24 protein-coding genes are annotated in these 25,701 nt (G+C 67.0%); 23 read left to right on the top strand and 1 reads right to left on the bottom strand.

Annotation, left to right across the window (positions count from 1 at the left end; genetic code table 11):
- Positions 1 to 216: 216 nt before the first annotated feature.
- On the bottom strand, positions 217 to 1,578 hold the full coding sequence (locus ESB00_RS13545; RefSeq protein ID WP_129048210.1) for a DNA polymerase Y family protein: 1,362 nt from the start codon (positions 1,576 to 1,578) through the stop codon (positions 217 to 219).
- A gap of 115 nt (positions 1,579 to 1,693) precedes the next feature.
- Here ESB00_RS13545 and ESB00_RS13540 point away from each other — a divergent pair, with 115 nt between their 5' ends.
- From ESB00_RS13540 to ftsA, 23 genes are all read left to right on the top strand, one after another.
- Positions 1,694 to 3,001, top strand: a complete 1,308-nt coding sequence (locus ESB00_RS13540) for a Gfo/Idh/MocA family protein (RefSeq protein ID WP_129048209.1) — start codon at positions 1,694 to 1,696, stop codon at positions 2,999 to 3,001.
- 152 nt (positions 3,002 to 3,153) lie between these two features.
- A complete protein-coding gene (locus ESB00_RS13535) occupies positions 3,154 to 4,797 on the top strand; it encodes a bifunctional metallophosphatase/5'-nucleotidase (RefSeq protein WP_164976203.1) in 1,644 nt (547 codons plus the stop codon).
- A gap of 245 nt (positions 4,798 to 5,042) precedes the next feature.
- The gene (locus tag ESB00_RS13530) at positions 5,043 to 5,612 is read left to right on the top strand and encodes a hypothetical protein (RefSeq protein ID WP_129048207.1); all 570 of its coding nucleotides are present in this window, start codon (positions 5,043 to 5,045) and stop codon (positions 5,610 to 5,612) included.
- Positions 5,613 to 5,806: 194 nt separating this feature from the next.
- Positions 5,807 to 6,007 (top strand): type II toxin-antitoxin system VapB family antitoxin, encoded by a 201-nt coding sequence (locus tag ESB00_RS13525; protein ID WP_129048206.1) that lies wholly within the window; start codon positions 5,807 to 5,809, stop codon positions 6,005 to 6,007.
- Positions 6,004 to 6,360: a type II toxin-antitoxin system VapC family toxin gene (locus ESB00_RS13520; protein ID WP_218938747.1), complete on the top strand. Its 357-nt coding sequence runs from the start codon at positions 6,004 to 6,006 to the stop codon at positions 6,358 to 6,360. Before ESB00_RS13525 ends, ESB00_RS13520 begins: the two co-directional genes overlap by 4 nt.
- A 292-nt stretch (positions 6,361 to 6,652) precedes the next feature.
- A complete protein-coding gene (locus tag ESB00_RS13515; RefSeq protein ID WP_129048205.1) occupies positions 6,653 to 7,105 on the top strand; it encodes a division/cell wall cluster transcriptional repressor MraZ in 453 nt (150 codons plus the stop codon).
- Positions 7,106 to 7,113: 8 nt separating this feature from the next.
- On the top strand, positions 7,114 to 7,257 hold the full coding sequence (locus tag ESB00_RS19710; protein ID WP_164976202.1) for a hypothetical protein: 144 nt from the start codon (positions 7,114 to 7,116) through the stop codon (positions 7,255 to 7,257).
- Positions 7,238 to 8,188, top strand: a complete 951-nt coding sequence (gene rsmH, locus ESB00_RS13510) for a 16S rRNA (cytosine(1402)-N(4))-methyltransferase RsmH (protein WP_281278167.1) — start codon at positions 7,238 to 7,240, stop codon at positions 8,186 to 8,188. Before ESB00_RS19710 ends, rsmH begins: the two co-directional genes overlap by 20 nt.
- Positions 8,189 to 8,201: 13 nt before the next feature.
- The gene (locus ESB00_RS13505; protein ID WP_129048204.1) at positions 8,202 to 8,618 is read left to right on the top strand and encodes a hypothetical protein; all 417 of its coding nucleotides are present in this window, start codon (positions 8,202 to 8,204) and stop codon (positions 8,616 to 8,618) included.
- 9 nt (positions 8,619 to 8,627) lie between these two features.
- Entirely contained in the window at positions 8,628 to 10,481 is a 1,854-nt protein-coding gene (locus ESB00_RS13500) for a peptidoglycan D,D-transpeptidase FtsI family protein (RefSeq protein ID WP_129048203.1), read from the top strand.
- Entirely contained in the window at positions 10,478 to 12,070 is a 1,593-nt protein-coding gene (locus ESB00_RS13495; protein WP_129048202.1) for a UDP-N-acetylmuramoyl-L-alanyl-D-glutamate--2,6-diaminopimelate ligase, read from the top strand. Before ESB00_RS13500 ends, ESB00_RS13495 begins: the two co-directional genes overlap by 4 nt.
- Positions 12,071 to 12,223: 153 nt before the next feature.
- Positions 12,224 to 13,636 carry a UDP-N-acetylmuramoyl-tripeptide--D-alanyl-D-alanine ligase gene (locus ESB00_RS13490; RefSeq protein ID WP_129048201.1) on the top strand — a complete coding sequence of 471 codons (1,413 nt, stop codon included), beginning with the start codon at positions 12,224 to 12,226 and terminating at the stop codon, positions 13,634 to 13,636.
- Between the two features lie 242 nt (positions 13,637 to 13,878).
- Entirely contained in the window at positions 13,879 to 14,994 is a 1,116-nt protein-coding gene (gene mraY, locus ESB00_RS13485) for a phospho-N-acetylmuramoyl-pentapeptide-transferase (RefSeq protein ID WP_129048200.1), read from the top strand.
- 19 nt (positions 14,995 to 15,013) lie between these two features.
- A complete protein-coding gene (locus ESB00_RS20125) occupies positions 15,014 to 15,145 on the top strand; it encodes a hypothetical protein (protein ID WP_281278166.1) in 132 nt (43 codons plus the stop codon).
- Between the two features lie 100 nt (positions 15,146 to 15,245).
- Positions 15,246 to 15,428 carry a hypothetical protein gene (locus ESB00_RS13480; RefSeq protein ID WP_129048199.1) on the top strand — a complete coding sequence of 61 codons (183 nt, stop codon included), beginning with the start codon at positions 15,246 to 15,248 and terminating at the stop codon, positions 15,426 to 15,428.
- A 72-nt stretch (positions 15,429 to 15,500) separates the two neighbouring features.
- Complete coding sequence (gene murD, locus ESB00_RS13475; protein ID WP_129048198.1) at positions 15,501 to 16,769, top strand: UDP-N-acetylmuramoyl-L-alanine--D-glutamate ligase; 1,269 nt, start codon at positions 15,501 to 15,503, stop codon at positions 16,767 to 16,769.
- A 53-nt stretch (positions 16,770 to 16,822) separates the two neighbouring features.
- Positions 16,823 to 17,731: a LysM peptidoglycan-binding domain-containing protein gene (locus ESB00_RS13470; protein WP_129048197.1), complete on the top strand. Its 909-nt coding sequence runs from the start codon at positions 16,823 to 16,825 to the stop codon at positions 17,729 to 17,731.
- Between the two features lie 10 nt (positions 17,732 to 17,741).
- The gene (gene ftsW, locus ESB00_RS13465) at positions 17,742 to 18,908 is read left to right on the top strand and encodes a putative lipid II flippase FtsW (protein ID WP_129048196.1); all 1,167 of its coding nucleotides are present in this window, start codon (positions 17,742 to 17,744) and stop codon (positions 18,906 to 18,908) included.
- 106 nt (positions 18,909 to 19,014) lie between these two features.
- Positions 19,015 to 20,151, top strand: coding sequence for a UDP-N-acetylglucosamine--N-acetylmuramyl-(pentapeptide) pyrophosphoryl-undecaprenol N-acetylglucosamine transferase (locus ESB00_RS13460; RefSeq protein ID WP_129048195.1), 1,137 nt, complete (start codon positions 19,015 to 19,017; stop codon positions 20,149 to 20,151).
- A complete protein-coding gene (gene murB, locus ESB00_RS13455; RefSeq protein WP_129048194.1) occupies positions 20,148 to 22,475 on the top strand; it encodes a UDP-N-acetylmuramate dehydrogenase in 2,328 nt (775 codons plus the stop codon). The genes ESB00_RS13460 and murB overlap by 4 nt, the downstream gene beginning before the upstream one ends.
- 103 nt (positions 22,476 to 22,578) lie before the next feature.
- Positions 22,579 to 23,511, top strand: coding sequence for a D-alanine--D-alanine ligase family protein (locus ESB00_RS13450; protein WP_129048193.1), 933 nt, complete (start codon positions 22,579 to 22,581; stop codon positions 23,509 to 23,511).
- On the top strand, positions 23,508 to 24,494 hold the full coding sequence (locus ESB00_RS13445; protein ID WP_129048192.1) for a cell division protein FtsQ/DivIB: 987 nt from the start codon (positions 23,508 to 23,510) through the stop codon (positions 24,492 to 24,494). The genes ESB00_RS13450 and ESB00_RS13445 overlap by 4 nt, the downstream gene beginning before the upstream one ends.
- Positions 24,484 to 25,701: a cell division protein FtsA gene (gene ftsA, locus ESB00_RS13440; RefSeq protein WP_246026483.1), complete on the top strand. Its 1,218-nt coding sequence runs from the start codon at positions 24,484 to 24,486 to the stop codon at positions 25,699 to 25,701. The genes ESB00_RS13445 and ftsA overlap by 11 nt, the downstream gene beginning before the upstream one ends.

Below are 25,701 nucleotides of genomic sequence, written 5' to 3'. Positions count from 1 at the left end.
GCTCCCCGTTTTTTGTGGAGGGCATATCTCCCGATGTGCCGCGGCCCAGCAAGTAGCCGCTTTGGAGCGCAGTCCCTCGACAGGCTCGGGACCCCTTCGGCTGCTGCTCAGGGCCTGAGCTTGTCGAACGGCTTGAGCTTGTCGAAACGGCGACAAAGTGGTCGCCCCCGGCCCACGCTTTCGCCTGCGGCTTAAGCGCGGCTACAACGGCACCCTTCACCACACCTCCGGCTCCTTCGGCGGAGGCTTCCGTTTCTTCAGCCGGCCCTCGAAGCTGCGGTCGATTTCCTCGATCTCGGGCTCGGGAATGCGCGTGAAGGCGATGCGCATCGGCGCGTCCTTGGTGGCGCCGTGCGCGCCGCCGAGATAGACCGTGTTTTTGCCGAGCACCTTGTTGAGGTGGTCCACGGCGGCGAAGAGCTTGCCCCGCGCCTTTTCCGTCTGCCCTTCGAACAGGTCGGGCGTGTGCAGCTTCAGGTCGATCAGGCCGGTGAGGTGGAGGCCGACGCGCAGCGGCTTGAGCCGGGCGGATTGCGCGGGCCGTTTCGCCCAGAGTTCGTTCAAGGCGTGGGTCAGCCGCAGCGTGTCCTGCGTCTCGCTCAGCCGCAGCTCGTCGGACCAGCGGGTTTCGTCGAGGTAATCCACCGAGATGCTGAGCGCCGAGGCGAACAGCTGCGAATGCCTCAGGCGCATCGCGGCCTTCTGCAGGAGGCGGTGCAAGACGGCGAGGGCGTCGGTCGCGTTGCGCTTGGCCGGGGGCAGCACGTGGCCGTGCCCGATGGTCTTGCCGCCCTCGTGTTCGAAGTAGGACAGGTCCTCACCATGCAGCAGGCGCCACATCTGCTCGCCCCGGACTCCGCCCCATACGCCGCGCAGCACATGGGCGTTGGCGGCGAAGAGCTGGGCCATCGTGGTGATGCCGTGCTCCTCGAGGCGGCGCTGGATGTTGGGCCCGATGCCGGCGATGTCGCCGGGTTTGAGGTGCAGGATTTTTTCCGGGATGTCGGCGTCCTCGAGGATCACGAGCCCGTCGGGCTTCTGCATGTCGGAGGCGACCTTGGCCATCAGCCAGGTCGGGGCGATGCCGATGGAACTGCGCAGGCGGGGACCGATTTCGCGGGCGAGGTCGGCCTTGATCTGCTTCGCCAGTTTCTCCGCCTGCGGGCGGCTGAGGAAGCCGTGCAGCCTGGCCGTGACCTCGTCGATGGACTGCACCTCCGTCTCCGCCACGTGCGCGGCGATGACCTGCACCAGCCGGCGGTGGTAGGTGATGTAGAGTTCGGGCCGCGCCTCGACGACGACGAGACCGGGGCAGATGCGGCGGGCGTCAGCCACGCGCGCGTTGCGGGTCAGGCCCGCCGCCTTGGCCTCCAGGCTCACCGCAATGCACCCGGTCGTCTCCGCCATCACCGGCACGATGCCCACGGGCTTGCCCCGCAGCTCCGGCCGCTCCTCCTGCTCCACCGAGGCGAAGAAGGAGTTGAAGTCGATGGTGAGGTAGCGCAGCGGCACGGGGTTGAAAATTATCCTGATTGGCGGCGAGGCAAGGCCGGTATCCGTTTGGGAAACTCTGCGCATGCCTTGGCTTTTGGGCGGAAGCCGTTTGCGTGCTGGGCGAAAAGCCCTGTAGTAGAAGCATCCCTCGGCTTCGCCGGCCCGGCCGGCTCAACCCAACCGTCCAACCCCTCCCGTCATGAGTGCCTCCTCGTTGCTTCCCGGTAATTCGCGCCGCCAGTTCATCAAGACCGGTGCCGCCGCCTCGCTCCTCCCGCTGCTCGGTTCGCTCCAGCCCGTCTTCGCCGCCGGCACCGACCGCATCCGCGTCGGCCTCGTGGGCTGCGGCGGCCGCGGCATCGGCGCGGTGCGCAACTGCGTGGCGGCCGATCCTTCCGTGCAGCTGGTGGCGGTGTGCGACGCCTTCGCCGACCGCGTGGATGCGGCGATGAAGGAGTTCGCCGAGGGCGGCGGCGACGGCAACAACCTCCGCCCGCCGCTGCCGAAGGACCAGTTCGCCGTCACGCCCGAGCGCTGCTTCGTGGGCTTCGACGGCTACAAGCAGGTGCTCGCGTCCGGCATCGACCTCGTGCTGCTGGTCACGCCGCCGCATTTCCGTCCGCTGCACCTCCAGGCCGCCATCGAGGCCGGCGTGCACGTGTTCACCGAGAAGCCCGTGGCCGTCGATCCCGCCGGCGTGCGGCTAGTGATGAAGGTCGCCGATCTCGCCGCGCAGAAGAAACTCGCCATCGTCGCCGGCACGCAGCGCCGCCACTCGGCGGATTACCTCGAGACGATGCAGCGCATCAAGGACGGCGCCATCGGCGAGCTCGTCGGCGGTTCCTGCTACTGGATGCAGGAGGCCCTGTGGCACCGCGGGCGCAAACCCGAATGGAGCGAGATGGAATACCAGATGCGCAACTGGCTCTATTTCACGTGGCTGAGCGGCGACCACATCGTCGAGCAGCACATGCACAACATCGACGTCATGAATTGGGCCTTCGGCGGCCCGCCGGTGAAGGCCTTCGGCATGGGCGGGCGCCAGAGCCGCACCGATCCGAAATACGGCGACGCGTGGGACCATTTCTCCGTCGAGTTCGAGTATGCCAACGGCGTGCGGGTGCAGAGCCTCTGCCGGCAGGTGGCGGGCAGCTCGACCCGCGTCACCGAGCGCCTCGTCGGCACCAAGGGCACGGCCCGGCCGTCGGGCGTCATCCAGGGCGCTGCGCCGTGGAAGTTCGAGGGCAAGCTCGTGAATCCCTACGACCAGGAGCACATCAACCTCATCCGCAGCATCCGCGCCGGCACGCCGCTCAACGAGGGCCGCCAGGTCGCCGAGTCCACGCTCACGGCCATCCTCGGCCGCATGTCGGCCTACACCGGCCGCGAGGTGAGCTACGCGTGGGTGCTGGAAGCCTCCAAGCTCGAGCTGAAACCTTCCGCCTACGCCTGGGGCGACGCTCCCGCCGTGAACATCCCCGTCCCCGGCACGACCCCGCTGGTGTGATCTGAAGTGCAGCCGCGTTGGAGCTCTGGCGACAACGTGGTTGCCCAGTCGATGTTCTCGGTGGAGCCCGCGCTTCTCGTGGGCTTGCTTGCCTGCACACAGGCTGCATCTCCGCGCTCGCGGTCCGGACGCTTCTGAGTATGTGTTCGCGCATGTCACCGTTCTCACTTCTCGCCCGTCGTCCGCTCTCCGTTCTGCTTCTCGCCCTCTGCGCCGCGGTCTCCGTCTTGGCCGAGCGAGCGCAGGTCACGCTGCTGTCCACGACCGACCTGCACGGCCGCATTTTGCCCTACGACTACGGCACCGATCGGCCCGCCGAGGTCGGCCTCGCCAAGATCGCCACCCTCGTGAAGCAGATCCGCCGGCAGGCGCCCGACACGTTGCTGCTCGACTGCGGCGACACCATCCAGGGGACGCCGCTTGCGTATTATTTCAACCGCAAGGACAACACCCCCGTCCACCCGATGATGGCCGCGATGAACGCGCTCGGCTATACCGCCATGGCGCTCGGCAACCACGAGTATAACTTCGGCCTCGGCGTGCTGCGCAAGGCACAGAGCGAGGCGAAGTTCCCCTGGCTCTCCGCCAACACCTACCGCGTCGGCACCGATGAGCCGGCCTACACGCCTTATCTGGTCAAGGAGGTTGCCGGCGTGCGCCTCGGCCTGCTCGGCCTCACCACGCCTTCCATCCCCAACTGGGAAAACCCCGAGAACTACGCGGGCTTGGAATTCCGTCCGCTCGTGAGCGAGACGCGCAAGTGGGTCGCCCATCTTCGCGAAAAGGAAAAGGTGGATGCCGTCGTCGTGAGCATGCACAGCGGCGTCGAGGAGAACCTCGCCACCGGCCGCATGGCCCCCGGCGACTTTGTCGGCGAAAACGCCGCCCTCGCGCTCGCCCGCGAAGTGCCGGGCCTCGACGTGATCTTCCTCGGCCATACGCATCGCGACGTGCCTTCCCTGGTCGTCAACGGCGTGCTCATCTCCCAGGCCGGCCGCTGGGGCGACCGTCTCTCCCGCGCGGACCTGACCTTCGACCGCCCCGATGCCTCCGCCCGCTGGACCGTGTTCGCCAAGGCCGCGCAGACCATCCCGGTCACGGCGGCCGTGGCAGCCGATCCCGACATCGTCGCGCTCGCCGAGCCCTATCACCGCGCCACGCAGGCCTGGCTCGGCCGAGTGATCGGCCGCAGCGAGCGCGCCCTCGACGCCAACACCGCGCACCTGCAGGACTCGGCCCTGCTCGACGTCATCCATCGCGTGCAGCTCGAGTCGCTGGGCGCCGACGTGTCGTTCACCGCCAACCTGAACCTCCGTGCGCAGGTGCCGGCGGGTGACGTGACCGTGCGCGACATCAGCAACCTCTATATCTACGAGAACACGCTCTACCTCGTCGAGGCCACGGGCGCGCAGGTGAAGGCCGCGCTGGAGCACGCCGCGCGCTACTACCGGCCCTACGAGGCGGGCAAGACGGCGGCCGAACTCGCGGACCGCTCGGTCCCGCTCTACAATTTCGACATCGCCGAGGGCGTGGCCTACGAGATCGACCTCCGCCGGCCCGTCGGCGACCGCGTGCTCAACCTCACCTACCAAGGCCAGCCCCTGGCGCCCGATCGCAAGCTGAAGGTGGCGATCAACAACTACCGCTACAACGGCGGTGGCGGCTACGCGATGTTCAAGGAGGCCAAGGTCCTCGCCCGTTCGAGCACCGAGATCCGCGACCTCATCATCGACTGGGTCGAGCGCCACGGCACGATCCCCGCCGAGCCCTCCGCCAACTGGCGCCTCCTGCCCTGATCGGGCAGGGTGGAGCGGCTTGCTCCCCAAGCCGCTTTGATCGCTCGGCTTGTGCTGGAGCCGAGGCGCCCTCGTCCCGGTGTGTTGCGCCCGCGGCTTCAGAATTGCCACCCGGGTGCAGCGACACAAATCTCCAAAAAACTGCCAGCTCGGGTTTGGGCCGGACCTGATTTTCGCCAAAGCGCCCCCATGCAACTTCATGCCCATTTGATTGAGCCACTGGCGGTGGCATAAACGACGTACCCATGCAGGATGATTTAAAGGAAATGTTGAGACGCCAGCTTTCATACGCAGGCTATTTCCACTTTCGAGGCGATAAGATGATGACGGAAATGGGCGTCGTCTACGATTGGTTGCAGGCACGATTCGAACACCCGGAAGAACACTATTCTAAGATTGAGCCCCGACCGAATCCGTTAGATCCGCCAGACGTGGTCTTGACGGACATCAAGGGAGCGCGAGTCGGCGTCGAAGTTACGGAGTTAGTAGATGGCCCAACAATCTCGGCATGGGAGAAAGGACTCAACACCGACTTCAAGCTCTACGAGAAAGAGGAGTTCTTTGCACTCCTCCGCGAACGAATCGGGAGCAAGAGTAAGTCAGAATTCAATGACCCACCCTATGAGGGGAAAGCCCTCGTTATCTACTCAGACGAGCCAGAGCTCTGCCGGGATGATTTTCTTTGCTCCGCAGACTTCGATTTCGAATCTGGTTCGTTTGATGAGGTTTGGTTCATCATGCCTCCGAAACCGAATACTACGGGTGATCCGACATTAAATACCGGATGCCAAATCTACCTCATAGCAAGAGGCTAACCAACAACCGCCGCAGCCAACGATACGGGCGCAGGGAGTCATGCTTTACGGTTTACCTCATGACTGGAGCCAGACCCCGCGCAAAGGCCGCCGAGGGGCTGAGAAAAGAGTCAGGCTGCGGATTTCATATTCACCGCTGATGGAAATGGACCAGCCTCCTTGACCATGCATACGGAATGTGCAGCTTAGTCTGCATGAGGACGACCCTGAATCTCGACAGCGCCTTGATGGAGGAGGCGGGTGAGTATGCTGGCCTGAAGGAGAAGACGGCCTTGCTGCACGAGGGCCTGAGGGCGCTCATCCAGCGCGAGGCGGCGGCGCGGCTCGCGGCACTCGGAGGCAAGGAGACCAAGGCGGCGGCGGCACCCCGGCGGAAGACCAGACCACGGCGGTGAGCGTGCTGGTCGATACCTCTGTCTGGATAGATCATTTTCACCGGGCGAATCCGGAGCTGCAGGCCTGTCTCCAGGCGGGGCAGGTCTGGACTCATACGGTGGTGATTGGCGAGCTGGCGGCCGGACGCCTGAAACACCGGGCGGAGATCTTGCGACACCTGCAAAAGCTGCCGCGGGCCGATGAGATTGATCTGGGGGAGGGGCTCCATCTCTTGGATGAAAACACTTTGATGGGCCGCGGGCTTTCTTGGTCAGACATCCAGTTGCTGGCGGCCGCACGCATCGATGGGCTCCGGCTTTGGACTCATGATCGCGCGCTGGCCGCGGCTGCGGCCGAGCTGAAGCTAAGCTGAGCCCAAAGCCGTGCGCGCGCGTTGGAGCGGCTTGTCCTCAAGAGGACCTTTGATGCCAGTGGAGTAGGGGGGGGGGCTCCCGGCCCGGTGCCTGATCGAGCGGGCGATCCATCTTAGGCGCGGATAATTTAAACTTAAAATAATGCCGTTCCGACAGATTTTCGTCGAACCGCGCAAGTGCTCAATTTGTGAACAAGTTTTGACGATTCCCCCCGGGTTTTTACTTGATTGTTGGGAGGAAAATGGTGAGAAATGGGGCGTTCTGGGGAGCTAGGGCACCCGGACTCCTTCCATGGCGTTAACCGGCACAAGCATTTACTCGGGGCGTTTTGAGCACGCTCTCGACGACAAGAATCGTCTCACGATTCCGTCGGCTTGGCGCTGGACGCACTCCGACACGGAGCAGTTTCTCGCGATGCCGCACCCCGACGGTTACATCGCCGTGCTCCCGCCCGTGCGCGTGCAGAAGCTCCTCGCGCAGGTCTCGGAGATGAAGATCTCCGACCGCGACGCACAGGCCGTGAAGGCGAAGATTTTCTCGGAGGCGCTCACCTTCACCTTCGACAAGCAGGGCCGCTTCGGCGTGACCGCGGACCTCCTGAAACATGCCAGCATCGCGAAGGACGCGGTGCTCACCGGCATGGGCGACACTTTCAACATCCTCAGTCCGGCCCGCTGGACCGAGATGCAGCGCAGCACGGCGGGCGAGAACTTCGGCGACATGATGCGCCGCATCGGCCTCTAAAATTTTCCATGAAGATTCTGACGCCCCTGATCAAGTCCCAGCCCCTCCCGAAACTTTCGACGGTGTTCTGCGCGCACCGGCGGTCACTCCTGCGCGAACCGATCTCGATCGTTCTGCCCTGGAAGAAGCCCCATGCCCGCGCCCGTCATTGAGATTCAACCGCGCACCATGACCCCGGGGCACCTTCCTGTCATGCTGCACGAGGTCCTCGAATACCTCGCGCCGCAGGCGGGCCGGCAGATCCTCGACTGCACCTTCGGCGGGGGCGGCCACACTGGCGCCCTGCTGGCGGCCGGCGCCCGGGTCACCTCGCTCGACCGCGATCCCGCCGCCGCCCCGCGCGCCGCGCGCACCGCCACGGAGTTTCCCGCGACCTTCCGCTTCGTGGACCTGAACTTCGGCGATCTCGCGTCGCTGCCCGACACCGGTTTCGACGGCATCCTCTTCGATCTCGGCGTGTCGTCGTTCCAGCTCGACGAGGCGGACCGCGGCTTCGCCTTCCGCCACGATGCCGAGGCCGACATGCGCATGGATCCGCGCGCCGGCTCGTCCGCCGCACGCTGGCTGGAAACCGCCAGCCACGAGGCGCTCGTCCGCGCCATCCGTGACTTCGGCGAGGAGGACAACTGGCGCAAGGTCGTCTCCGCGATCGAGGCCGCCCGCGGCTCGGGCCGGCTCGCCCGCACCGCTTCGCTCGCGGCGCTCATTGCCGACGCCATTCCCGCCTACGCCAAGCGCGACAGCCGCATCCATCCCGCCACGCGCTCCTTCCAGGGCATCCGCATCGCCGTGAACGACGAGATCGGCGCCATCGAGCGCGGCCTGCCCGCGGCCTTCTCGAAGCTTGCCCCCGGCGGCGTGCTCGCGGTCATCAGCTTCCACTCGCTCGAGGACCGCCCCGTGAAGCGCTACTTCCGCCAGGCCTGCGGCCTGCCCGTGGACGAGAACGACTCCACGCCGCAGCAGCTCCGCGCCAAGCACGCCGACCTGCTCACCCGCAAACCCGTCACCCCTTCCGCGGCCGAGATCGCCGCCAACCCGCGCAGCCGCTCCGCCAAGCTGCGCGTCCTCCGCAAACTCTGACCCTGTCCCGCACATGAAGCCCCCCCCGACCAACGCCCTCGTCAACCGCGCCATTCTTCTGACGCTCGCTCTCCTGGTGTTTTCCGGCTCCCTCGGCCTGGGCGCCGTCTGGATGCGCCAGGGCATCTCCCAGGCCGCCAACGAGAGCCGCGCCATCCACGTGCAGATCGCGGATGTCGAGCGCCGGCTTGACGATGTCAACGCCCTGGTCGCCGCCGCGGTCAACCCCGACGCGCTCCTCAAGAAGAACCAGAGCATGAGCCTCGGCCTGGTCACGCCCCGCGAGATCCAGGTCCAGCGCGTGAACGTCTCGCCCGAGCTGCGGCTCGCCGAGAAGCGCAACCGCGAGATCTTCCGCGTCTCCGTCGCCTCGCTGGAGACGCCGGCCCGCGCTCCCTCCTTTCAATTCGTGACCGCCGCCCTGCGCTGATCCATTGCCATGTCCAAGGGTTTCGCCTCCAACCGTCTCACCCTGCTCGCCGTCGGCGTGCTGGCCTGCTTCATGGCGGTCGGCGTGCGGCTGGTGTTCCTGCACGTGGTGGACCGGGAGGAGCTGCTGGGCTTTGTGGACAAGGCCCGCCGCCAGATCGTGGTCGAGCATGCCCGGCGCGGCGCGATCCTCGACGCCCGCGGCAACCTGCTCGCGACCAGCCGTTCGGAGGTCACGCTCGCGGTGGATCCCTGGTCGCTCGTGGACTACCTCGACCTCGACAAGAACGAGGCCCGCCGCGCCAAGAAGGCGGCCGATGAGCGCCTGAAGCGCATCCAGCTGGCCGGCCTGCTCGGCGTGACAACGGCGGAGATCGAAACCGCCTTCGTGCCCCGCCTGAAAGCCGCGCCGGTGGAAAAGGACAACCACGACGGCGCCCGCGACGGCCAGATCAAGGACCGGTGGGTAAAGATCCGCGAGGGACTCGACGAGCCGACCTACGCGCGCATCGCCGCGCTCAACGTGCGCGGCCTCACCGCCGAGCGGGTTTATCGCCGCGTTTATCCCGGCAGCAGCCTCGCCGCCAACCTCATCGGCTACCTCAACCGCGAAGGCACCTCGGTGACCGGCGTCGAGCGCCACCTGGATCTCTACCTGAAGGGGGAGGACGGCTGGATCGAGTCGGAGAAGGACGGCACCCGCCGCGAACTCGCGCAGTTCCGCTCCCGCGAGGTGACCGCCCGCGACGGTCATGATGTGGTGCTGACCATCGACTCGGTTGTGCAGCACATCATCGAGGACGAGCTCCGCGAGATCGCGCAGAGCTTTAACCCGAACTTTGCCACCATCATCGTCAGCGAGGCGCGCACCGGCCGCATTCTCGGCATGGCGAACTACCCGAGCTTCGACCTGAACAACTACAGCAAGGCCCCGCTCGAGGCGCAGCGGAACTACGCGGTGACCGACATCATCGAGCCCGGCTCGACCTTCAAGATCGTCGCCGCCGGCGCCGCGCTCGACCAGGGCATCGTGTCGCCCGCCTCCACCTTCGACTGCGGCAACCCTGTGGCCAACTACCGCGGCCGCGACCTGAAGCTGCCGAAGGAGGACCATCCTTTCGGCCTGCTGACGGTTTCGGAGATCGTCAGTCATTCCAGCAACCGTGGCGCCGCGCAGCTCGCCATGCTCATGGGCGGCGACAGTTTCCACGAATACGCCCAGCGCTTCGGCTTCGGCACGTCCACCAAGTTCCCCCTCGGCGGCGAGGTGCGCGGCATCATGGAGCCGCCGGCGCGCTGGGACGGCCTGACCATCACGCGCATGCCCATGGGCCACGCGGTCGCGGCCACGCCACTGCAGATCCACATGGCGATGAGCGTCGTGGCCAATGGCGGCGCCCGCATGCGCCCGCAGATCCTTCAGGAAATCCGCGACAGCGCCGGCAACGTGGTGCGCACCTTTGAACCCGAGAAGGTCACGCAGGTGCTCAAGCCCAGCACGGCGGCTACCCTCGCGCAGCTGCTCCATCGCGTCGTCGGCCCCGAGGGCACGGCCAATGGCTTCGACATCCCCGGCTTCGAGATCGCGGCCAAGACCGGCACGACCCAGAAAATCGTGGACGGCCGCTACGTGACCAACCGCCACGTCGGCTCCTTCGTCGGCTTCTTCCCGGCCAGCCGCCCCGAGATCGTCCTCTCCGTCATCGTGGACGACGCCCAGGTGCCCAAGGGCAACAACTACGGCCGCGCCGTCGCCGCGCCGGCCTTCCGGCGCGTGGCCGAACAGCTCATCCAGTATCTCGACATCAAACCCGTGACTCCGCTGACCCGCAACCTGGTGGCCATGCAGGGAGGTGCCCTGTGATCGGTTACCTCACGCCCAACTATCCCCTCGTCGCCGCCTTCCGCACCCTGCCCAAGACCCGCACCCGCCCCGCGGACCGGATCACCCGGCAAATCTTCAAAATGGCCCCCAAGCTCTCCGACTATTTCCGCGACGACGAAATCCGCGCGAACAAGGGCGACCTCGACCGCCCCATCTCCGGTCTGGCCATGGACAGCCGCCGCGTGCTGCCGGGCAACCTGTTCTTCGCGCTGCCCGGCCGGCGCGCCGACGGCAATTCGTTCATCGACGAGGCCATCCAGCGCGGCGCCGTCGGCATCGTGGCCGAGAAAATCCCCGCTGCGACCGCCGCGCGCGTGACCTACATCCAGGTCAACGACGCCCGCCGCGCCCTCGCGCAGGTTTCGCAGCGCTATTTCGGCTTCCCCGACAAGTCGCTCGAGCTGGTCGGCGTGACCGGCACGAACGGCAAGACGACCGTCACCAACCTCATCAAGCACCTGCTCTCGACCAGCACGCAGCGCGTGGGTCTCGTGGGCACGGTCAACTACGATCTCGGCGCCCGCGTGGTCCCTTCCTACCGCACGACGCCCGAGTCGCTGGAGCTCTTCGGCATGCTCGCGCAGATGCGCGATGCCGGCTGCCGCCAGGCGGCCATGGAGGTCAGCTCGCACGGCATCGACCAGCACCGCGTGCTCGGCATGCAGTTCGCCGTGTCGGTGTTCACCAATCTCACCCGCGACCATCTCGACTACCACAAGACGCTCGACGCTTACTATGAGGTGAAGACGCGCCTTTTCAACGGCGGGATCGGGAGCTCCCCGCGCGCCGCGGTGGTGAACCTCGACGACGCCTACGGCCGCCGCCTCGCCGCCGAGGTCCCGAAACACGTCCGCGTGGTCACCTTCGGCGAAGCGCCCGATGCGACCGTGCGCGCCGAGAACGTGAAGCTCAACTTCAAGGGTACGTCGCTCACCCTCGTCTGGCCCGAGGGCCGTGCCGAGATTGAGAGTCCTTTCATCGGCCGCTACAATGTGAGCAACTTGTTGGCTGCTTTCGCGGCCTGCTATGCGCTCGGCCGCGATCCTTCGGTCATCGCGCTCCGCCTCAAGAGTTTCCCCGGCGTCTCCGGCCGCATGGAGCGCATCGAGGAGGGCCAGCCCTACAACGTGCTCGTGGACTACGCGCACACCGACGACGCCCTGCGCAACGCCCTCGGCATGCTCCGCGCCATCACGCCGGGCCGGCTGTTCGTGGTGTTCGGCTGCGGCGGCAACCGCGACCGCACCAAGCGCCCGCTCATGACCGGGGCCGTGCAGGAGTTCGCCGACTTCGCCTGGGCCACCGCCGACAACCCGCGCGGCGAGCAGCTCGGCCAGATTTTCTCCGACATGAAGACGGGCGTTAAGGCCCCCGACAAGATCACCTTCGTCGAGGACCGCCGCCACGCCATCAGCCTCGCGCTCGACGCCGCCCAGCCGGGCGACTGTCTGCTCATCGCCGGCAAGGGCCACGAGACCTACCAGGAGTTCGCCGACACGATCGTGCCCTTCGACGACCGCCAGGTCGTCCGCGAGCTGATCGGGATCAAGTCCATCAAGCCCGTCTGAACCGATGCCCCGACCGATCAACCCACCCCGGCGCTGCGCGCCACCCCTCTTGATAGAGGGGATCTCACGCAGCGCGGGTTTGCAATCCCCTCTGGAGAGGGGTGCCCGCAGGGCGGGGTGTGTCGGGAAATCCGCGTAACGTATTCACTCACCATGCCAACGTTTGCCGCAGAAAAGCTCGCCACCTGGACCGGTGGCACTTGGTCGCCGTTTCCGGCGGCGGCGATCCGCGGTTTCAATCAGGACACCCGCACGCTGAGCGCCGGGCAGGTCTTTGTCGCGCTCAAGACCGACAAGCGCGACGGCCACGATTTCCTCGGCGAAGCTCAGGGCAAAGGCGCCGCGGCCGCGCTGGTGGCGCGAACCGTGCCGGGGCAGGGGATTCCCCAGTTGGTGGTGAAGGATCCGCTCGAGGCATTTCAGGCCATCGCCCGCGAGCATCGTCGCGAGTTTCACGGACCGGTGATCGGCGTCACCGGCAGCGTGGGCAAGACCTCCACCAAGGATCTTCTCGCCGTGCTGCTGGGCGGGGCAGGGCCGGTCTCCGACCGGCCAGGCCAGTCACAGACCGGTCCTACGGTCCTCGCCACCGAGGGCAACCTGAACAATCACATCGGCGTTCCGCTCACCCTCACCCGCCTTGAGCCGGCGATCCATCGCGCCGCGGTGGTCGAGGCCGGGATCAACTCACCCGGCGAGATGCTCCCGTTGGCGGGCATGATCGAGCCGGACCATGCGGTCGTGACGCTGGTCGGTCCGGCGCACTTGGAGAAACTCGGATCGCTCGACGGCGTCGCGGCCGAGAAGGTCACGCTGCTGACCGGCGTGCGTGCCGGCGGCCTGCAGGTATTTCCCGTTTCGTGCTGGGCGCACACGGTGTTTCGCGAGCTGGCCAATCCACTGGTCCTCGTGCCCGAGAACGAGGGCATGGTGCGCGTCACCGGCCGTACGGTGAAGTTCAACGTCTTTCACCGCCCGGAGCGCACCGAGGTGCGGCTCGACGGCAAACGCACGTTCATCCTGCGCCGCGTTTCCGGCGGCATGGCGCAGAACACCGCGCTGGCGCTCGCGCTCGCCTCGGAACTCGGCGTGGATGACGCCACGTTGCAGGCCCGGCTCTCGACGTGGGCGCCGTCGAAATGGCGCGGCGAGCTGCGCCGGAGCGGCGAGGCGACGGTCTATTGCGATTTCTACAACGCCAACCCGGCTTCGATGACCGACTCGGTAGACGCCTTCAACGGCATGGTCGGCGAGGACCTGCCGCGGATCTACGTGATCGGCAGCATGGAGGAACTCGGCGCCGACGCGGCGGAATATCACCGCCAGTTCGGGCGCACGCTCCTGCTGCAGCCGGGCGATCATCTCTACGCCATCGGCAGCCAGGCCGCAGCCCTCCGCGAGGGGCTGCTGGAAAACGGCAACGATCCCGCGCAGGTCGAGGTCATCACGACGCTTGATCCCGTGCGGGCCCGGCTGGCCGGTTTCAAAGGCGCCGTATTCCTGAAGGGCAGCCGCCGCTACCAGCTTGAGACTGTGCTCGAACCCTCGGCCGTCACCGCGCACTGACATGCTCTCCTTCCACCACAGCTTCTCGACGCGGATCTTCCTGAATTATACGGAACCAAAAATGGTTCGCCATCGTGTCATCCTGAGCGAAGCGAAGGATCCAGCAGCATGTCGCGTATCAAACTGGATGGGGATGTCGCTTCGCTCGGAACTTCGCTCCGCTCAGAATGACAGCCTACAGGTGACGGGTGGGGTTCGGCCGCGGTCGGTCGGGACACCGACCTTCCAACGGAGGAACGGCCATGCTTAGCTACCTTTCCCAATACGACCACGTCTTCGGGCCGTTTCGCCTGCTGCAATACATCACCGTGCGCTCGGTGGGTGCGGCGATCACGGCCTTGCTCATCGGCTTCGTCATCGGTCCGTGGCTCATCCGCCGGTTCCGCGAGCTGAAGTTCGGTCACGGTTACATCGACGAGCGCACGGGCGCGCTCGGGGCGACCTACTTCGACAAGAAGCACACGCCGACGATGGGCGGGCTCATCATCTTCCTTTCGGTGTTTTTCAGCACGGTGCTCTGGGCCGTGCCCAACGTGTGGACCGTGGTCGCGCTCTTCGTTTACACGGCGCTGACCGTGCCCGGCTGGCGCGACGACTACCTGAAGGTCGTCCACAAGAACAAGGACGGCATCCGCTCCTGGGAGAAGATCGCCTGGCAGACGGCCGCAACCGTGATCGCGCTCGGCATCCTGCTCTGGCATCCACAGAGCTCCGCCAAGATCCGCGAGCTGTGGGTCCCGTTTCTCAAGACGGCGATCATTCCGCACATGCACTGGTCGCTGCTGCTCGTGCTGATCTACCTCTGGATCGTCGGCTTCAGCAACGCCATCAACCTGACCGATGGTCTCGACGGCCTGGCCACCGGTTGCACGATCACCGTGGCGCTGGTGTTCGGCATCATGGCCTATGCGGCGGGCAACAGCGTCATCTCGGAATACCTGCTCATCAGCTACGTGCCGGGCACGGGCGAGCTGACCATCGTGTGTTCGGCGCTGATCGGCGCCTGCATGGCCTTCCTCTGGTACAACTCGCATCCCGCCGAGGTTTTCATGGGCGACACCGGTTCGCTAGCGCTCGGCGGACTCATCGGTGTCATGGCCTTCATGATCCACCAGCCCTTCACGCTGGTGATCGTCGGCGGTGTGTTCGTGATGGAGGCGCTGTCGGTCATCTTCCAGGTCGGCTGGTTCAAGTACACCCGCCGGCGCACGGGCACGGGGCAACGCCTCTTCCTCATGGCCCCGATCCACCACCATTTCCAGAAGAAGGGCTGGCCCGAGACCAAGGTCGTCCTCCGTTTCTGGGTTCTCTCCCTCGGCTTCGCCCTCGCCGGCCTCGCCACGCTCAAGCTCCGCTAACCATCCCTCGTTCCGCACCATGTCCGCCATGATCAAAGCCCTCACCAAGCAGTTCGACGCCCGCATGCCCTTTTCGCGGACGACCCTGCTTATCGCGGCCCTCTGGGCCTGCGCCTTCACCGCCTTCATCATCCTCGGCCTGCGGCGCTAGCCGGGGCCAGAGACCAACGACCAGGGACATCCCAATCGCCCCATGTTGATCCGAGCACGTTGAGTATCACCCGACCCTTTCACTTTCACCACCCCCACCCATGCCCATCGACTACAACTTCGAGAACACGCCCAGCTTTCGTGATGTGACCCTGACCAGCCTCGTGCTGCTGAGGCAGCCGGTGGTGCGCTCACTTTCCAAACTGCGCCGCCTCCGCAAGGGGCAGGCCGTGCCCGAGGGCCCGGTCGTGCGCAGCGCCAAGACTTTCGCAGGAGCCCGCTGACAGGTTCTTTATACCAACTCCAATCGGAACCTTACCAAATCTGCTGTCAGCGGACTTCCTGCGTTAATTTTCATGCCGTTCACCCCGCCCCAATCCATCGCCCCCTTGCTCGCCCGGCCGGTCGCCGTGCTGGGCGCGGGCGTGAGCGGGCAGGGCGTGCTCCTGTTGCTCGGCGCCATCGGGGCGACGGGCGTTCTCTACGATGAGCGGGCGGACCACGCCGCGCGCGTTTTCACGGCCACCGAGGCCGCCACCCACGGGCTCGTGGTCTTCAGCCCGGGCTTTGCGCCCGAGCACCCGTGGCTCAGCACAGCCCGCGCGGCCGGGTGCACCTGCCTTGGGGAACTGGACTTTGCCTCGCTGTTCTGGCGTGGCGAGGTCATCGCCGTCACGGGCACGAACGGCAAAACTTCGCTCACGGAATTTCTGGCCCACGCGTTGAACGCGGCCGGACGCCGGGCGCACGTCACGGGCAACGTCGGCTATCCGTTCAGCCGCTTTGTGGTCGAGCAGATGGGTCAGGTGGACGTCGCCGTGTGCGAGGTGAGCTCCTTCCAGGCGGAGACGCTGCAGCACTTCCGGCCGACGGCGACCCTGTGGACCAATTTTGCCGAGGATCACCTCGAGCGGCACCCTGGCATGCCGGCGTATTTCGCGGCGAAGTGCCGGCTGCTCGAACGCACCATGCGGGGCGGTGTGTTCATCGGATCCTCCGTGCAACGTTTCGCCCTGGTGGCGGGGCAAGCGCTGCCTCCCGTGGTCCCGGTGGCCACCGAAGGCCAGCCGGCCGACATCCGGCTTGGGGGGAGTATCTTTGCCAGCTACCCGCAGCGGGAGAACTTCATCCTCGCCGCCGCCTGGTGGCGCCAGACTGGCCTGCCGCCGAGTCTGCTCTACAGCGCGGCCGAGACCTTCCGCTTGGGCCAGCACCGCCTGACCCGGGTGGCGGAAAAGGCCGGGGTGGCCTACTGGAACGACTCGAAGGCGACCAATTTCCACGCCGTCGAGGCGGCCTTGGCGACGTTTTCCTCCCCGGTCCTCTGGATCGGCGGCGGCAAGGCCAAGGGCGGCGACTTGGGCGCCTTCGTCGGCCGGATCGCCCGCCAGCTCAAGCACGCCTTCCTGATCGGTGAAACCCAGGCTGCGTTGCTGGCCCACTGTGCGCAGTTCCGCGTGGCCGCGACAGCCTGCACCAGCCTTGCCGAGGCCGTCCAAAAGGCGCGGGCCCTCGCCACCGCCGGCGACCAGGTGGTGCTCAGTCCGGGCTTCGCCAGCTTCGACATGTTCCGCGGCTACGACGATCGTGGCCGGCAGTTTGAAAGCCTTGTGGAAAACCTGTGAACAACCCCGTTTTTTAGATAGCAAATCGCAATCCTCAGCCCTCATATACCGCCATGAACATTCTCAAGATCTTCGGAGCCGTGGTCGCCGTCCACCTGCTCGCGTTTATCTTCATTTTTGCGAGCCCTGGTTGCTCGACCGGTCCGCGGAACATGCCCACGCCCGACGCCACCATGCCGGCCGGCTCCACCACGCCGCCGGTGAGCTACAACTCGGCTGCGCCCGAGCCGGTGGACCTCGGCACCGCGCCCGCCGTTTCCTACACGCCCGCATCGCCGCTCGGCCACGCCACGCCGACGCGCCCCGGCTCCGCCGCCGCGGTGGCGGTCACGCCGCCGAAGCCCGTCGAGAATGTCGCCCCCGTCTCCACCTACACCGTCGAGCGCGGTGACAGCCTCTGGAGCATCTCCAAGAAACACGGCCTGACCGTGGCCGAACTCGCCAAGGCCAACAGCCTGCCCACCGGCACCGCCCTCAAGCCCGGCCGCAAGCTCATCATCCCCGGCAAACCCGGCGCCGCCAAGGAACCGATGGCCGCTTCCGCGATGTCGTTACCCGCCGAGAAAACTCCGATGACCACGCGTCCGACCAACGGCGAGAAGGTGACGCACACCGTGGCCGCCGGCGAAAGCCTCGGCGTCATCGCCCGCAAGTATGGGGTCAGGGTCGCCGATATCGTGGAGGCCAACCCCATCACCGATCCGGCCATGGTCCGCGCCGGCCAGGTGCTCGTCATCCCGGGCTTCAAGGGTGTCACCGCCAAACCGGCGGCCTCCGCCCCCAAGCCCGCCGCGCCGACCACGTCCGCGGAAACGCCGGCGGTTTCCACCGCGCCCGCTCCGGCCGCGCCCAAGTTTGAACTCACGCCGCCGCCCCCCGGTCAGGATCTCGACGCCGGCCTGAAGGGCGCCGAGACCGAGGTGCCCACGATCAAGGTCGAAGACGCGCCCAAGCCGAACTGAGATCACCCCCATGGTGAGTTCGACGAGCGCCGTTCTGCCCCGCCGCCCTCTCACGATCACCCCCGCGAGCGTCATCATCATCTGCGTCGCGGCGTTGGTGTCCATCGGGCTGGCGGTGTTGTTCAGCGCGAGCTCGCCGATCAAGGGCGGGCCCTACTACTCCTACCTCTACAAGCAGCTCATCTTCCTCGCCCTCGCCATCGGCGCCGCCTGGCTGGTGGCGCTCGCTGATCTGGAGCAGTTGCGCCGTTTTGCGTGGATCGCGGCGGCGGTGGCGCTGGTCACGCTGGTGCTGGTGCTGATCCCGCAGATCGGCGTGTCCGTGAAGGGCAGCCGCCGCTGGCTCAACCTCGGCTTCACGCGCCTGCAGGTGTCGGAGTTTGCCAAGCTCGCGCTCGTCTTCTCGCTCGCGCACTACCTCGCGCTCAACCAGAGCAAGCTGCACGACTTCTGGCGCGGCTTCGTGATCCCGGCGGCATGGACGGGCCTGTTCGCGCTCCTGGTGCTTGCCGAACCCGACTTCGGCACCGCCTTTCTGCTCGGCACCATCGGCATGATCCTGCTTTTCCTCGCCGGCGCGCGGCTGAAGTTCCTGCTGCCCGCCATCGGCGCGGCGCTCCTCGCCTTCGTCGTCCTCGTGCTGCACAACCCGGTGCGCCTGCGGCGCATCACGTCGTTCATGGACATCGAGGCCAACCGCGGCGACGGCGCTTACCAGCTCTGGCAGGCCATCCTCGCCTTTGCGGCCGGCGGGGTGGACGGCGTGGGCCTCGGCCAGGGGCGCCAGCAGAACTCCTTCCTGCCCGAGGCGCACACGGATTTCATCTTCGCCATCATGGGCGAGGAGATGGGCCTGATCTTCACGCTGCTCACGGTGGCGCTCTTCGTCACGATCTTCGTGGCGGGCCTCATGCATGTGCGCCGCGCGCCGAACCTGTTCCAGTTCCTGCTCGTGACCGGCTGCCTGCTGCTGATCTGCCTGCAGGCGATCATCAATCTCGGCGTCGTCACCGGCATGCTGCCCACGAAGGGCATGTCGCTGCCCTTCATCAGCGCCGGCGGCTCCAATCTCCTGCTGATGGGCCTGCTCGTCGGCGTCATCATCAACACCCAGCGTACCTGGGAGCGCCCCAAGCCCTTGGTCCGAAAACGCGCGCTGACGGAGGTGATCGGGTGAATCAGGAAAGTAACAAGTGCCGGGTAACCAGGATCAGGAGCCGAGCGGTTCGGGCATCCTGTTGCTTGATCCTTGCTGCTTGTTGCTTCCGTCCGGAGGGCGGCGCATGAGCACCTTCCTCATCGCCTGCGGCGGCACGGGCGGTCATCTCTCGCCGGGCATCGCGCTGGCCGAGGCGCTCGTGGAGCGCGGCCATGCGGCGACGCTGCTCATCAGCCACAAGAGGGTGGATGCGCGCCTCAGCGAGAAATATCCCCGGCTCACCTTCGAGCGCGTGCCAAGCGCGCCGCTGGGCTGGAGCCCCGGCAAGTTTGCCCGTTTTGCGTGGGATCAGGCCCGCGGTCTCGCGCACAGCCGTCGGCTCGTCGCCCGGTTGAAACCTGACGTGATCATCGGCTTTGGTGGCTTTACCAACGCGGGCGTGGTGCTGGCCGGCCGCATGGCGGGCGTGCCGGTGGCCCTGCACGAGGCCAACCGCGTGCCCGGTCGCGCGACCCGCATGCTTTCCCGGATCGCCCAGCGACTCTACCTGCCGCCCGGCGTGCGTCTGCCCGGCCGGCTCGGCCTGATGGTGCGGCACACCGGCCTGCCCGTGCGGCGCGAGATCGTGCGCCTGTCCCGCCACGAGGCCCGCGCGCAGCTGGGCGTGGACCCCAACCAGAAACTCGTGGTCGTGCTCGGCGGCAGCCAGGGCGCGGGCCCGCTCAACCGCTGGGTCGAGGAAACGGCCGCGGCGCTCGCGCAGGAGGGCGTGCAGGTCTGGTGCGTCACCGGCATGGGCAAGGGCGAGATTGACGTGCGCGAGTTTCCCGGCCGCAACGGCCAGACCGTGCGCGTCTGGCGCGAACCGTTCTGCGACCGCATGGGCGTCCTGATCTCGGCCGCCGACGTGGCGATCAGCCGCGCGGGCGCGGGCACCCTGGCGGAACTGATCCGCTGCGAGACGCCCGGCGTGCTCGTGCCGTATCCCTTCGCCGCCGACAACCACCAGCAGGCCAACGCCGCATATTTCGAGCAGCAGGGCGGCGGACTCGTCGTCGCCGAGACCGCGCTCGCCGGCCTGAAGCTGGAGATCATCGACATGGTCTTCAACGACTGGCTCCTGAACAAATTCCGCACCAACCTGCGCCGTATGGAGCAGGAAAGCTCCATCGAGGTCATCGTGCACGACCTCGAGGCGCTGGCCTCCGGCGTCACGCCCGGGCGGCCCCTCCGGCCGGCCCCGGCCGCCTCCGTCGTATGACCCCGCGCCCCGCAGTCTTCGGCCTCGCGGCGGAACGCCTCCACCTCATCGGCGCGGGCGGCATGGGCATGGCCCCGCTCGGGCTTTATCTGGCCGGTCTCGGTTTCCAGGTCAGCGGCGAGGACGATGGCTGGAATCCCGCCGTGCGCACCCTGCTGGAGCGGGCCGGCGTTCGGATCGTGGCGCCCGGCGCGTTGCCCGACGACGCGCAGCTGGTCGTGCATTCCTCGGCGATTGCCCCGGCCCATGAATCCCGCCGGCGCGCCACCGCCCGCGGCCTGCCGCAGGTGCGGCGCGGCGAGATGCTCGCCGAGGTCGTGAAGGGGAAGAAGCTTGTCGCCGTCGTCGGCTCGCACGGCAAGACGACCACGACGGCCATGTTGATCACCGTGTTGCAACGCGCCGGTTTCGCCAGCGACTGGGTGCTGGGCGGGCTTTTCAACGACTCCTCGCTGCCTCCGGCCCTGGTCGGCGGTTCCGACTGGATCGTCGCCGAGGTGGACGAGAGCGACGGCACCATCGGGCGCTTCAGTCCCGAGGTGACGCTCGTGGTGAACCTCGACTGGGATCACCCCGACCATTACGCGAAGCTGGCCGATCTCGAAGCGGCCTTCGCCGCGCTGCTCGCCCGGACCAGGTCGGCCGTGTTCATCAGCGACGCCTGCCCGATGTCGGCCCGCATCGCCGCCCGCGGCGGTTTCAACGCGCCGGTCCACACCTTTGGCCGCGCCGGCGAGTTCAAGGGCAACGTACTGCGTTACACCCCGGCCGGGCTCGAACTGACGCTGGGCGGACGCTTCGCCCTCCCGCATGCGGAGGTGCGCAGCCGGGGCGAGTTCAACGCCGCCAACGCCACCGCCGCGCTCGCCGTGGCGCAGGAGCTGGGCGCCAAGCTCAGGGCGGATTCGCTGGCGGAATTTTCCGGCGTTCGCCGTCGCCAGGCTGTGCTGCATGCGTCGGCGCTTACGATCTACGAGGATTACGCACACCATCCGACGGAAATCCGGGCTCTGCTCGGCAGCCTGAAGCAGGCTCTATCCGGCCGGCTGGTGGTGGTGTTCCAGCCGCATCGTTACACCCGCACCGCCCAGTTCAAGGCCGAGTTTGCCGCCGCGCTCGCCGGGGCCGACAGCTTGTTTCTGATGGATGTCTATGCGGCCAGCGAGGCGCCCGTGGCCGGCGGCACGACGGCCGACATCTACGCCGAGCTGAAGAAAAGCGGCGCGGCCGATCACGTCACTTATTTGCCGGGCAACGACGCCGGCTTGCTGCGGGCGCTCCAGGCCGCGCTGAAGCCCGGTGACACGCTGGCGTTTGTCGGCGCGGGCGACATCGAGCAGTCGGCGCGCGATTTCGTCGCCCGGCTCAAATCCACCGAGGCGCGCGAGGCGGCGTGGAACGCTTTCCTGCTGGCCGTGCGCCCGCGCCTCGCCGCCGCCACCCGGCTGGTCGAGCGCGAGTCGCTGGCGAACAAGACGACGATGCGCGTCGGCGGGCCGGCGCGCGTCTATGCCGAACCGGCGGGTGCGGAAGACCTGCAGGTTCTCCTGCGCGAGATGCACCGGCGCGCGCTGCCCGTGCACCTGCTCGGGCGTGGCTCGAACCTCATCATCCCCGACGAGGGCGTGGACGGCCTCGTCATCAGTCTCGGTCATGAGCACTGGCAGAAGTTCGAGCCACACGCCGATGGCCGCATCTGGGCCGGCGCCGGGTTGCGGCTCAAGAATCTCTGCGGTCTCGCGATCAAGGCCGGGTTTCAGGGCTTTGAGTTTCTTGAGGGCATCCCCGGCTCGGTCGGCGGCGCCTTGCGCATGAACGCCGGCGCCATGGGCGGCTGGATGTTCGACGTGGTGGACGAAGTGCAGCTGATGACCCTGCAGGGCGAAATCCGCACGATGAAGAAGGCCGAGATGCATGTGGACTACCGCCATTGCGCGGAGCTGCACGAGGCCATCGCGCTCGGCGCCTGGCTGAAGCCGGCGGCCAGCGCGCAGTCCGACGACATCCGCCGGCAGATCGATGTTTACCAGAAAAAGCGCGTGGAGTCCCAGCCGCGCGAGCCGAGCGCGGGCTGCATCTTCAAGAACCCGCCGGGCAACTCGGCCGGACGGTTGATCGACGAGAGCGGCCTCAAGGGCGAGCGGGTGGGGGATGCCGAGGTCTCGACCGTGCATGCGAATTTCATCGTGAACCGGGGCCATGCCACCAGCGCCGACATCATCGCGCTCGTGAAGAAGGTCCGTGCGCGCGTCAAGGCGGCCAAGGGCGTGGACCTCGAGCCCGAGGTGCTGCTCTACGGAGCCGAATGGAAGGACGTGTTATGAATTTTCGATTTTCGATTTCCGGTTTTGGATTTAATGCAGGCGCAGTCGTGCGCTTGCCCGCCTCCGGCGTTGGAAATCAAAAATCTAAAACCCAAAATCAAAAATGAGCCACTCGCCCGTCATTGCCGTGCTGGCCGGGGGCACTTCCCCCGAACGCGACGTCTCGCTCGGCTCCGGCAAGGCCATCGCCCTCGCCCTGGCTTACTCGCACCCCACGGAGTTCTACACGGTGGACGCCGATGCGTTGCCGGCCGGGCTGGATCCGGCGCGGCATGTGGTGTGCTCGGCCTTGCACGGCACCTTCGGCGAGGACGGCGGGATGCAGGGCCTGCTCGACGCGGGCGGTTTCAGCTACACCGGCTGCGATGCGCGCAGCAGCGACCTCTGCTTCGACAAGTGGCGCACGCGGCTCAGCGTGTCCGCCATGGGCGTGAAGGTGGCCCCGGGGAGAAATTTCACCGCCGCGACCAAGCCCACGGCGGCGGCACTCGCCGCCGAACTCGGCGAACAGGTCGTGCTCAAGCCCAACCGCCAGGGCAGCAGCGTCGGCCTGCAGATCGTTTCCTCCCGGGTCGGGCTGGAGATCGCGCTCGGCGGCCTCCGCGCCGGCGACTGGATCGCCGAGCGGCGCATCCTCGGTCGCGAGCTGACGGTCGGGCTCCTGCGCGGACGGGCCATGGGCATCGTCGAGGTGGTGCCGAAGTCGGGCGTCTTCGACTACACGAGCAAATACACCAAGGGCCTCACCGAGTATCTGGCCCCGGCCCTGCTCTCCGACGAGACCGCCGCCAAGGTCCGCGGCGCGGCCGAGACGGCCTTCGCCGCCTGCGGTTGCCGCGACTACGCGCGCATCGACTTCATGCTCTCCGCGGAGGGCGAGCTCTATTTGCTGGAAATCAACACGCTGCCCGGCATGAAGGAAACCAGCCTGCTGCCGATGAGTGCGCGCTGCGTGGGGTTGGACTTTGTCGCGCTTTGCCGCGAACTGGTTGCGCCCGCCGTGGAACGCCTCCGGCCGGCCCGTGCCCACCGATGAAATCCGCCGACCAACCCGCCGACGCCCCCGGCCGCTCCTGGCGCAACATCCGCCAGGATGTGAGCTCGCCCGCGATGTCGCGGCAGGGCTTGCGGCGGCGCTGGCTGGCCTGGCTCAAGATCGGCGTGTTGGCGGCTGCCGTCGGCCTGGGCGGCTGGTCGGTTTATGAGCTGGCCCATTCCTGGGCCACCGATCGCGCGGCCCTGACCACCGCCGTGCACAGCGCCCCGGTGCGCGAAACCGTGCTCATCACCGACGGGGTGCTCAGCCAGAAATGGGTCGCCGAAACCCTGGCCCTGCCCAAGGGCGCCAGCCTGATGGCCCTCGATCTGCCCGCCCTGCGCGACCGCCTGCTCGCCCATGGCCAGATCCGCGTGGCGGTGCTTACGCGCAGTTTTCCCGACACGCTGGTCGTGACTCTCCAGGAACGGACCCCCGTGGCGCGCATCCTGGCGACGGACAGCTCCGGCCTGTCCAAGCCCCTGTTCGTGGCCAAGGATGGCGTCGTGTACGAGGGCCGGCTTTATGCGAAGGCCCTGACCGAGGAACTGCCCTGGCTCGACGGCCTTCGCCTGTTGCGTTCCGTCCGGGGCTTCGAACCCGTGGAAGGCATGGCCGACGTGTCGGCCCTGCTGTCCACGGCCCAGTTGCAGGCGCCCCACCTTTACCGCGACTGGATCATCGTCTCACTGGCCCATCTGGCCGAACGCGACGAGCTGCGGGTGAAGACCAAGGACCGCACCGAGATCATCTTCAGCCGCAAGCGCGACTACTACAAGCAGGTCGCACAGCTCGACTTCGTGCTCGATGCCGCCCAGGCGCTGCCCGAGGCCGCCGCGCTGCAGTCGGTCAACCTCACGCTCGAGGGACAGGTGCCGGTGAAGCTGCACGGCACGCCCGACGAGCTGATGCCGGCGGTGCCGGAGCGGCCGGATTTTTCCCTCTCAACCTCTTCCCAACGGAAAAAACAACGTGATCTCTAACAGCAGCAGAATCATCGGCGCCGTCGAAATCGGCACCGGCAAGGTCGTGGTCCTCGTGGGTGAAATCACCCGCGGCCGCAGCCTCAACATCGTCGGCGTGGGCGTGGCCCCGGCGCGCGGCGTGATGAAGGGCGAGGTCGTGGACTACAAGGCCGCCTGCGAAGCGACCCACCACGCCCTGGAAATGGCCGAGAAGCGGGCCGGCGCGAAACTCGAGGCCGTCTGGCTCGCGCAAAGCGGCGGCCACCTGGACGCCTTCTACAACGAGGCCTCGGTGAACGTGAAGTCGGCCGACAACACCGTGACGGCCCTCGACATCGACTCGGTCTGCGCGCTGGCCAAGGAAAAGGAACTGCCCGCCGGCCGCTCGCGCATCCACGAGATCCGCCGGCCCTTCCGCCTCGACGGCCGCGCCGTGCCGGATCCCGAGCACCTCTCCGGCAAGCGCCTCGAGGTCGGTTACTGGATCGTGCACGGTTCCGAGGGCAAGATCAGCGACAACATCCACGTCGTGGGCGGCTACCACCTCGAGGTGCGCGAACTCGTGCTCGCCAGCCTCGCCAGCGGTTCGCTCCTGACCACGGCCGAGGAGCGGGCGCAGGGCGTGCTCGTCATCGACATCGGCAAGGGCGTCACCGACTACGTCCTCTACCGCGACGGCCACGTGCTCGTTACCGGCACCCTGCCGGTCGCGGGCGATCACCTGACCAACGACCTCAGCATCGGCCTGCGCGTGACGCTTTCCCAGGCCGAGATGCTCAAGCTCCGGCACGGCCGCGGCACCGTGCAGACCCGCGACAAGACCGACAAGGTCTGGCTCAACGGCGACGGCGCCTTCGGCGACCGCCAGCTGCCCAAGATGGCGATCGAGACGATTTCCGCCGCCCGCACGATGGAACTGCTCGAGGTCGTGCGCCAGAAGCTCGGCCCGGCCTTTGTGCCCGAGCACTGTGGCGCGGGCGTCATCCTGACCGGCGGCACGGCCAAGCTGCCCGGCATCGAGGAGGCGGCCACCCGCGTCTTCGGCCTCAACGCCCGCCGCGGCGAACCGCCGTCGTGGGTGAAGGAGGAGCTCAAGGACCCGATGTTCTCCTCCGTTCTCGGCATCTTCCAGTTCGGCCTGCGCGCCGCCCACGAGCACGCGCTGCCCGCCCGCCGCAAGCCGGGTCTGCTCAGCAACCTCACCCGCCTGTTCGCGACCTCCTGA

The sequence above is a fragment of the Oleiharenicola lentus genome, from assembly GCF_004118375.1.
In the GTDB taxonomy this organism is placed as follows: Bacteria; Verrucomicrobiota; Verrucomicrobiia; order Opitutales; family Opitutaceae; genus Lacunisphaera; species Lacunisphaera lenta.
Note: the sequence above shows the minus strand (reverse complement) of the source record. Positions and strands in the feature narration are given on the sequence as shown.

Excerpts from the sequence above, each read along its gene's own strand:
- murB (WP_129048194.1), top strand. The coding sequence starts at position 20,148 with ATGACCCCGCGCCCCGCAGTCTTCGGCCTCGCGGCGGAACGCCTCCAC.
- ESB00_RS13530 (WP_129048207.1), top strand. The coding sequence starts at position 5,043 with ATGCAGGATGATTTAAAGGAAATGTTGAGACGCCAGCTTTCATACGCA.
- ESB00_RS13490 (WP_129048201.1), top strand. The coding sequence starts at position 12,224 with ATGCCAACGTTTGCCGCAGAAAAGCTCGCCACCTGGACCGGTGGCACT.
- ESB00_RS20125 (WP_281278166.1), top strand. The coding sequence starts at position 15,014 with ATGTCCGCCATGATCAAAGCCCTCACCAAGCAGTTCGACGCCCGCATG.
- ESB00_RS13445 (WP_129048192.1), top strand. The coding sequence starts at position 23,508 with ATGAAATCCGCCGACCAACCCGCCGACGCCCCCGGCCGCTCCTGGCGC.
- ESB00_RS13505 (WP_129048204.1), top strand. The coding sequence starts at position 8,202 with ATGAAGCCCCCCCCGACCAACGCCCTCGTCAACCGCGCCATTCTTCTG.
- rsmH (WP_281278167.1), top strand. The coding sequence starts at position 7,238 with ATGCCCGCGCCCGTCATTGAGATTCAACCGCGCACCATGACCCCGGGG.
- mraY (WP_129048200.1), top strand. The coding sequence starts at position 13,879 with ATGCTTAGCTACCTTTCCCAATACGACCACGTCTTCGGGCCGTTTCGC.
- ESB00_RS19710 (WP_164976202.1), top strand. The coding sequence starts at position 7,114 with ATGAAGATTCTGACGCCCCTGATCAAGTCCCAGCCCCTCCCGAAACTT.
- ESB00_RS13470 (WP_129048197.1), top strand. The coding sequence starts at position 16,823 with ATGAACATTCTCAAGATCTTCGGAGCCGTGGTCGCCGTCCACCTGCTC.
- ESB00_RS13535 (WP_164976203.1), top strand. The coding sequence starts at position 3,154 with ATGTCACCGTTCTCACTTCTCGCCCGTCGTCCGCTCTCCGTTCTGCTT.
- ESB00_RS13515 (WP_129048205.1), top strand. The coding sequence starts at position 6,653 with ATGGCGTTAACCGGCACAAGCATTTACTCGGGGCGTTTTGAGCACGCT.
- ESB00_RS13450 (WP_129048193.1), top strand. The coding sequence starts at position 22,579 with ATGAGCCACTCGCCCGTCATTGCCGTGCTGGCCGGGGGCACTTCCCCC.
- ESB00_RS13460 (WP_129048195.1), top strand. The coding sequence starts at position 19,015 with ATGAGCACCTTCCTCATCGCCTGCGGCGGCACGGGCGGTCATCTCTCG.
- ESB00_RS13540 (WP_129048209.1), top strand. The coding sequence starts at position 1,694 with ATGAGTGCCTCCTCGTTGCTTCCCGGTAATTCGCGCCGCCAGTTCATC.
- ESB00_RS13500 (WP_129048203.1), top strand. The coding sequence starts at position 8,628 with ATGTCCAAGGGTTTCGCCTCCAACCGTCTCACCCTGCTCGCCGTCGGC.
- ESB00_RS13545 (WP_129048210.1), bottom strand. The coding sequence starts at position 1,578 with ATGCGCAGAGTTTCCCAAACGGATACCGGCCTTGCCTCGCCGCCAATC.
- ESB00_RS13525 (WP_129048206.1), top strand. The coding sequence starts at position 5,807 with ATGAGGACGACCCTGAATCTCGACAGCGCCTTGATGGAGGAGGCGGGT.
- murD (WP_129048198.1), top strand. The coding sequence starts at position 15,501 with ATGCCGTTCACCCCGCCCCAATCCATCGCCCCCTTGCTCGCCCGGCCG.
- ftsW (WP_129048196.1), top strand. The coding sequence starts at position 17,742 with ATGGTGAGTTCGACGAGCGCCGTTCTGCCCCGCCGCCCTCTCACGATC.
- ESB00_RS13480 (WP_129048199.1), top strand. The coding sequence starts at position 15,246 with ATGCCCATCGACTACAACTTCGAGAACACGCCCAGCTTTCGTGATGTG.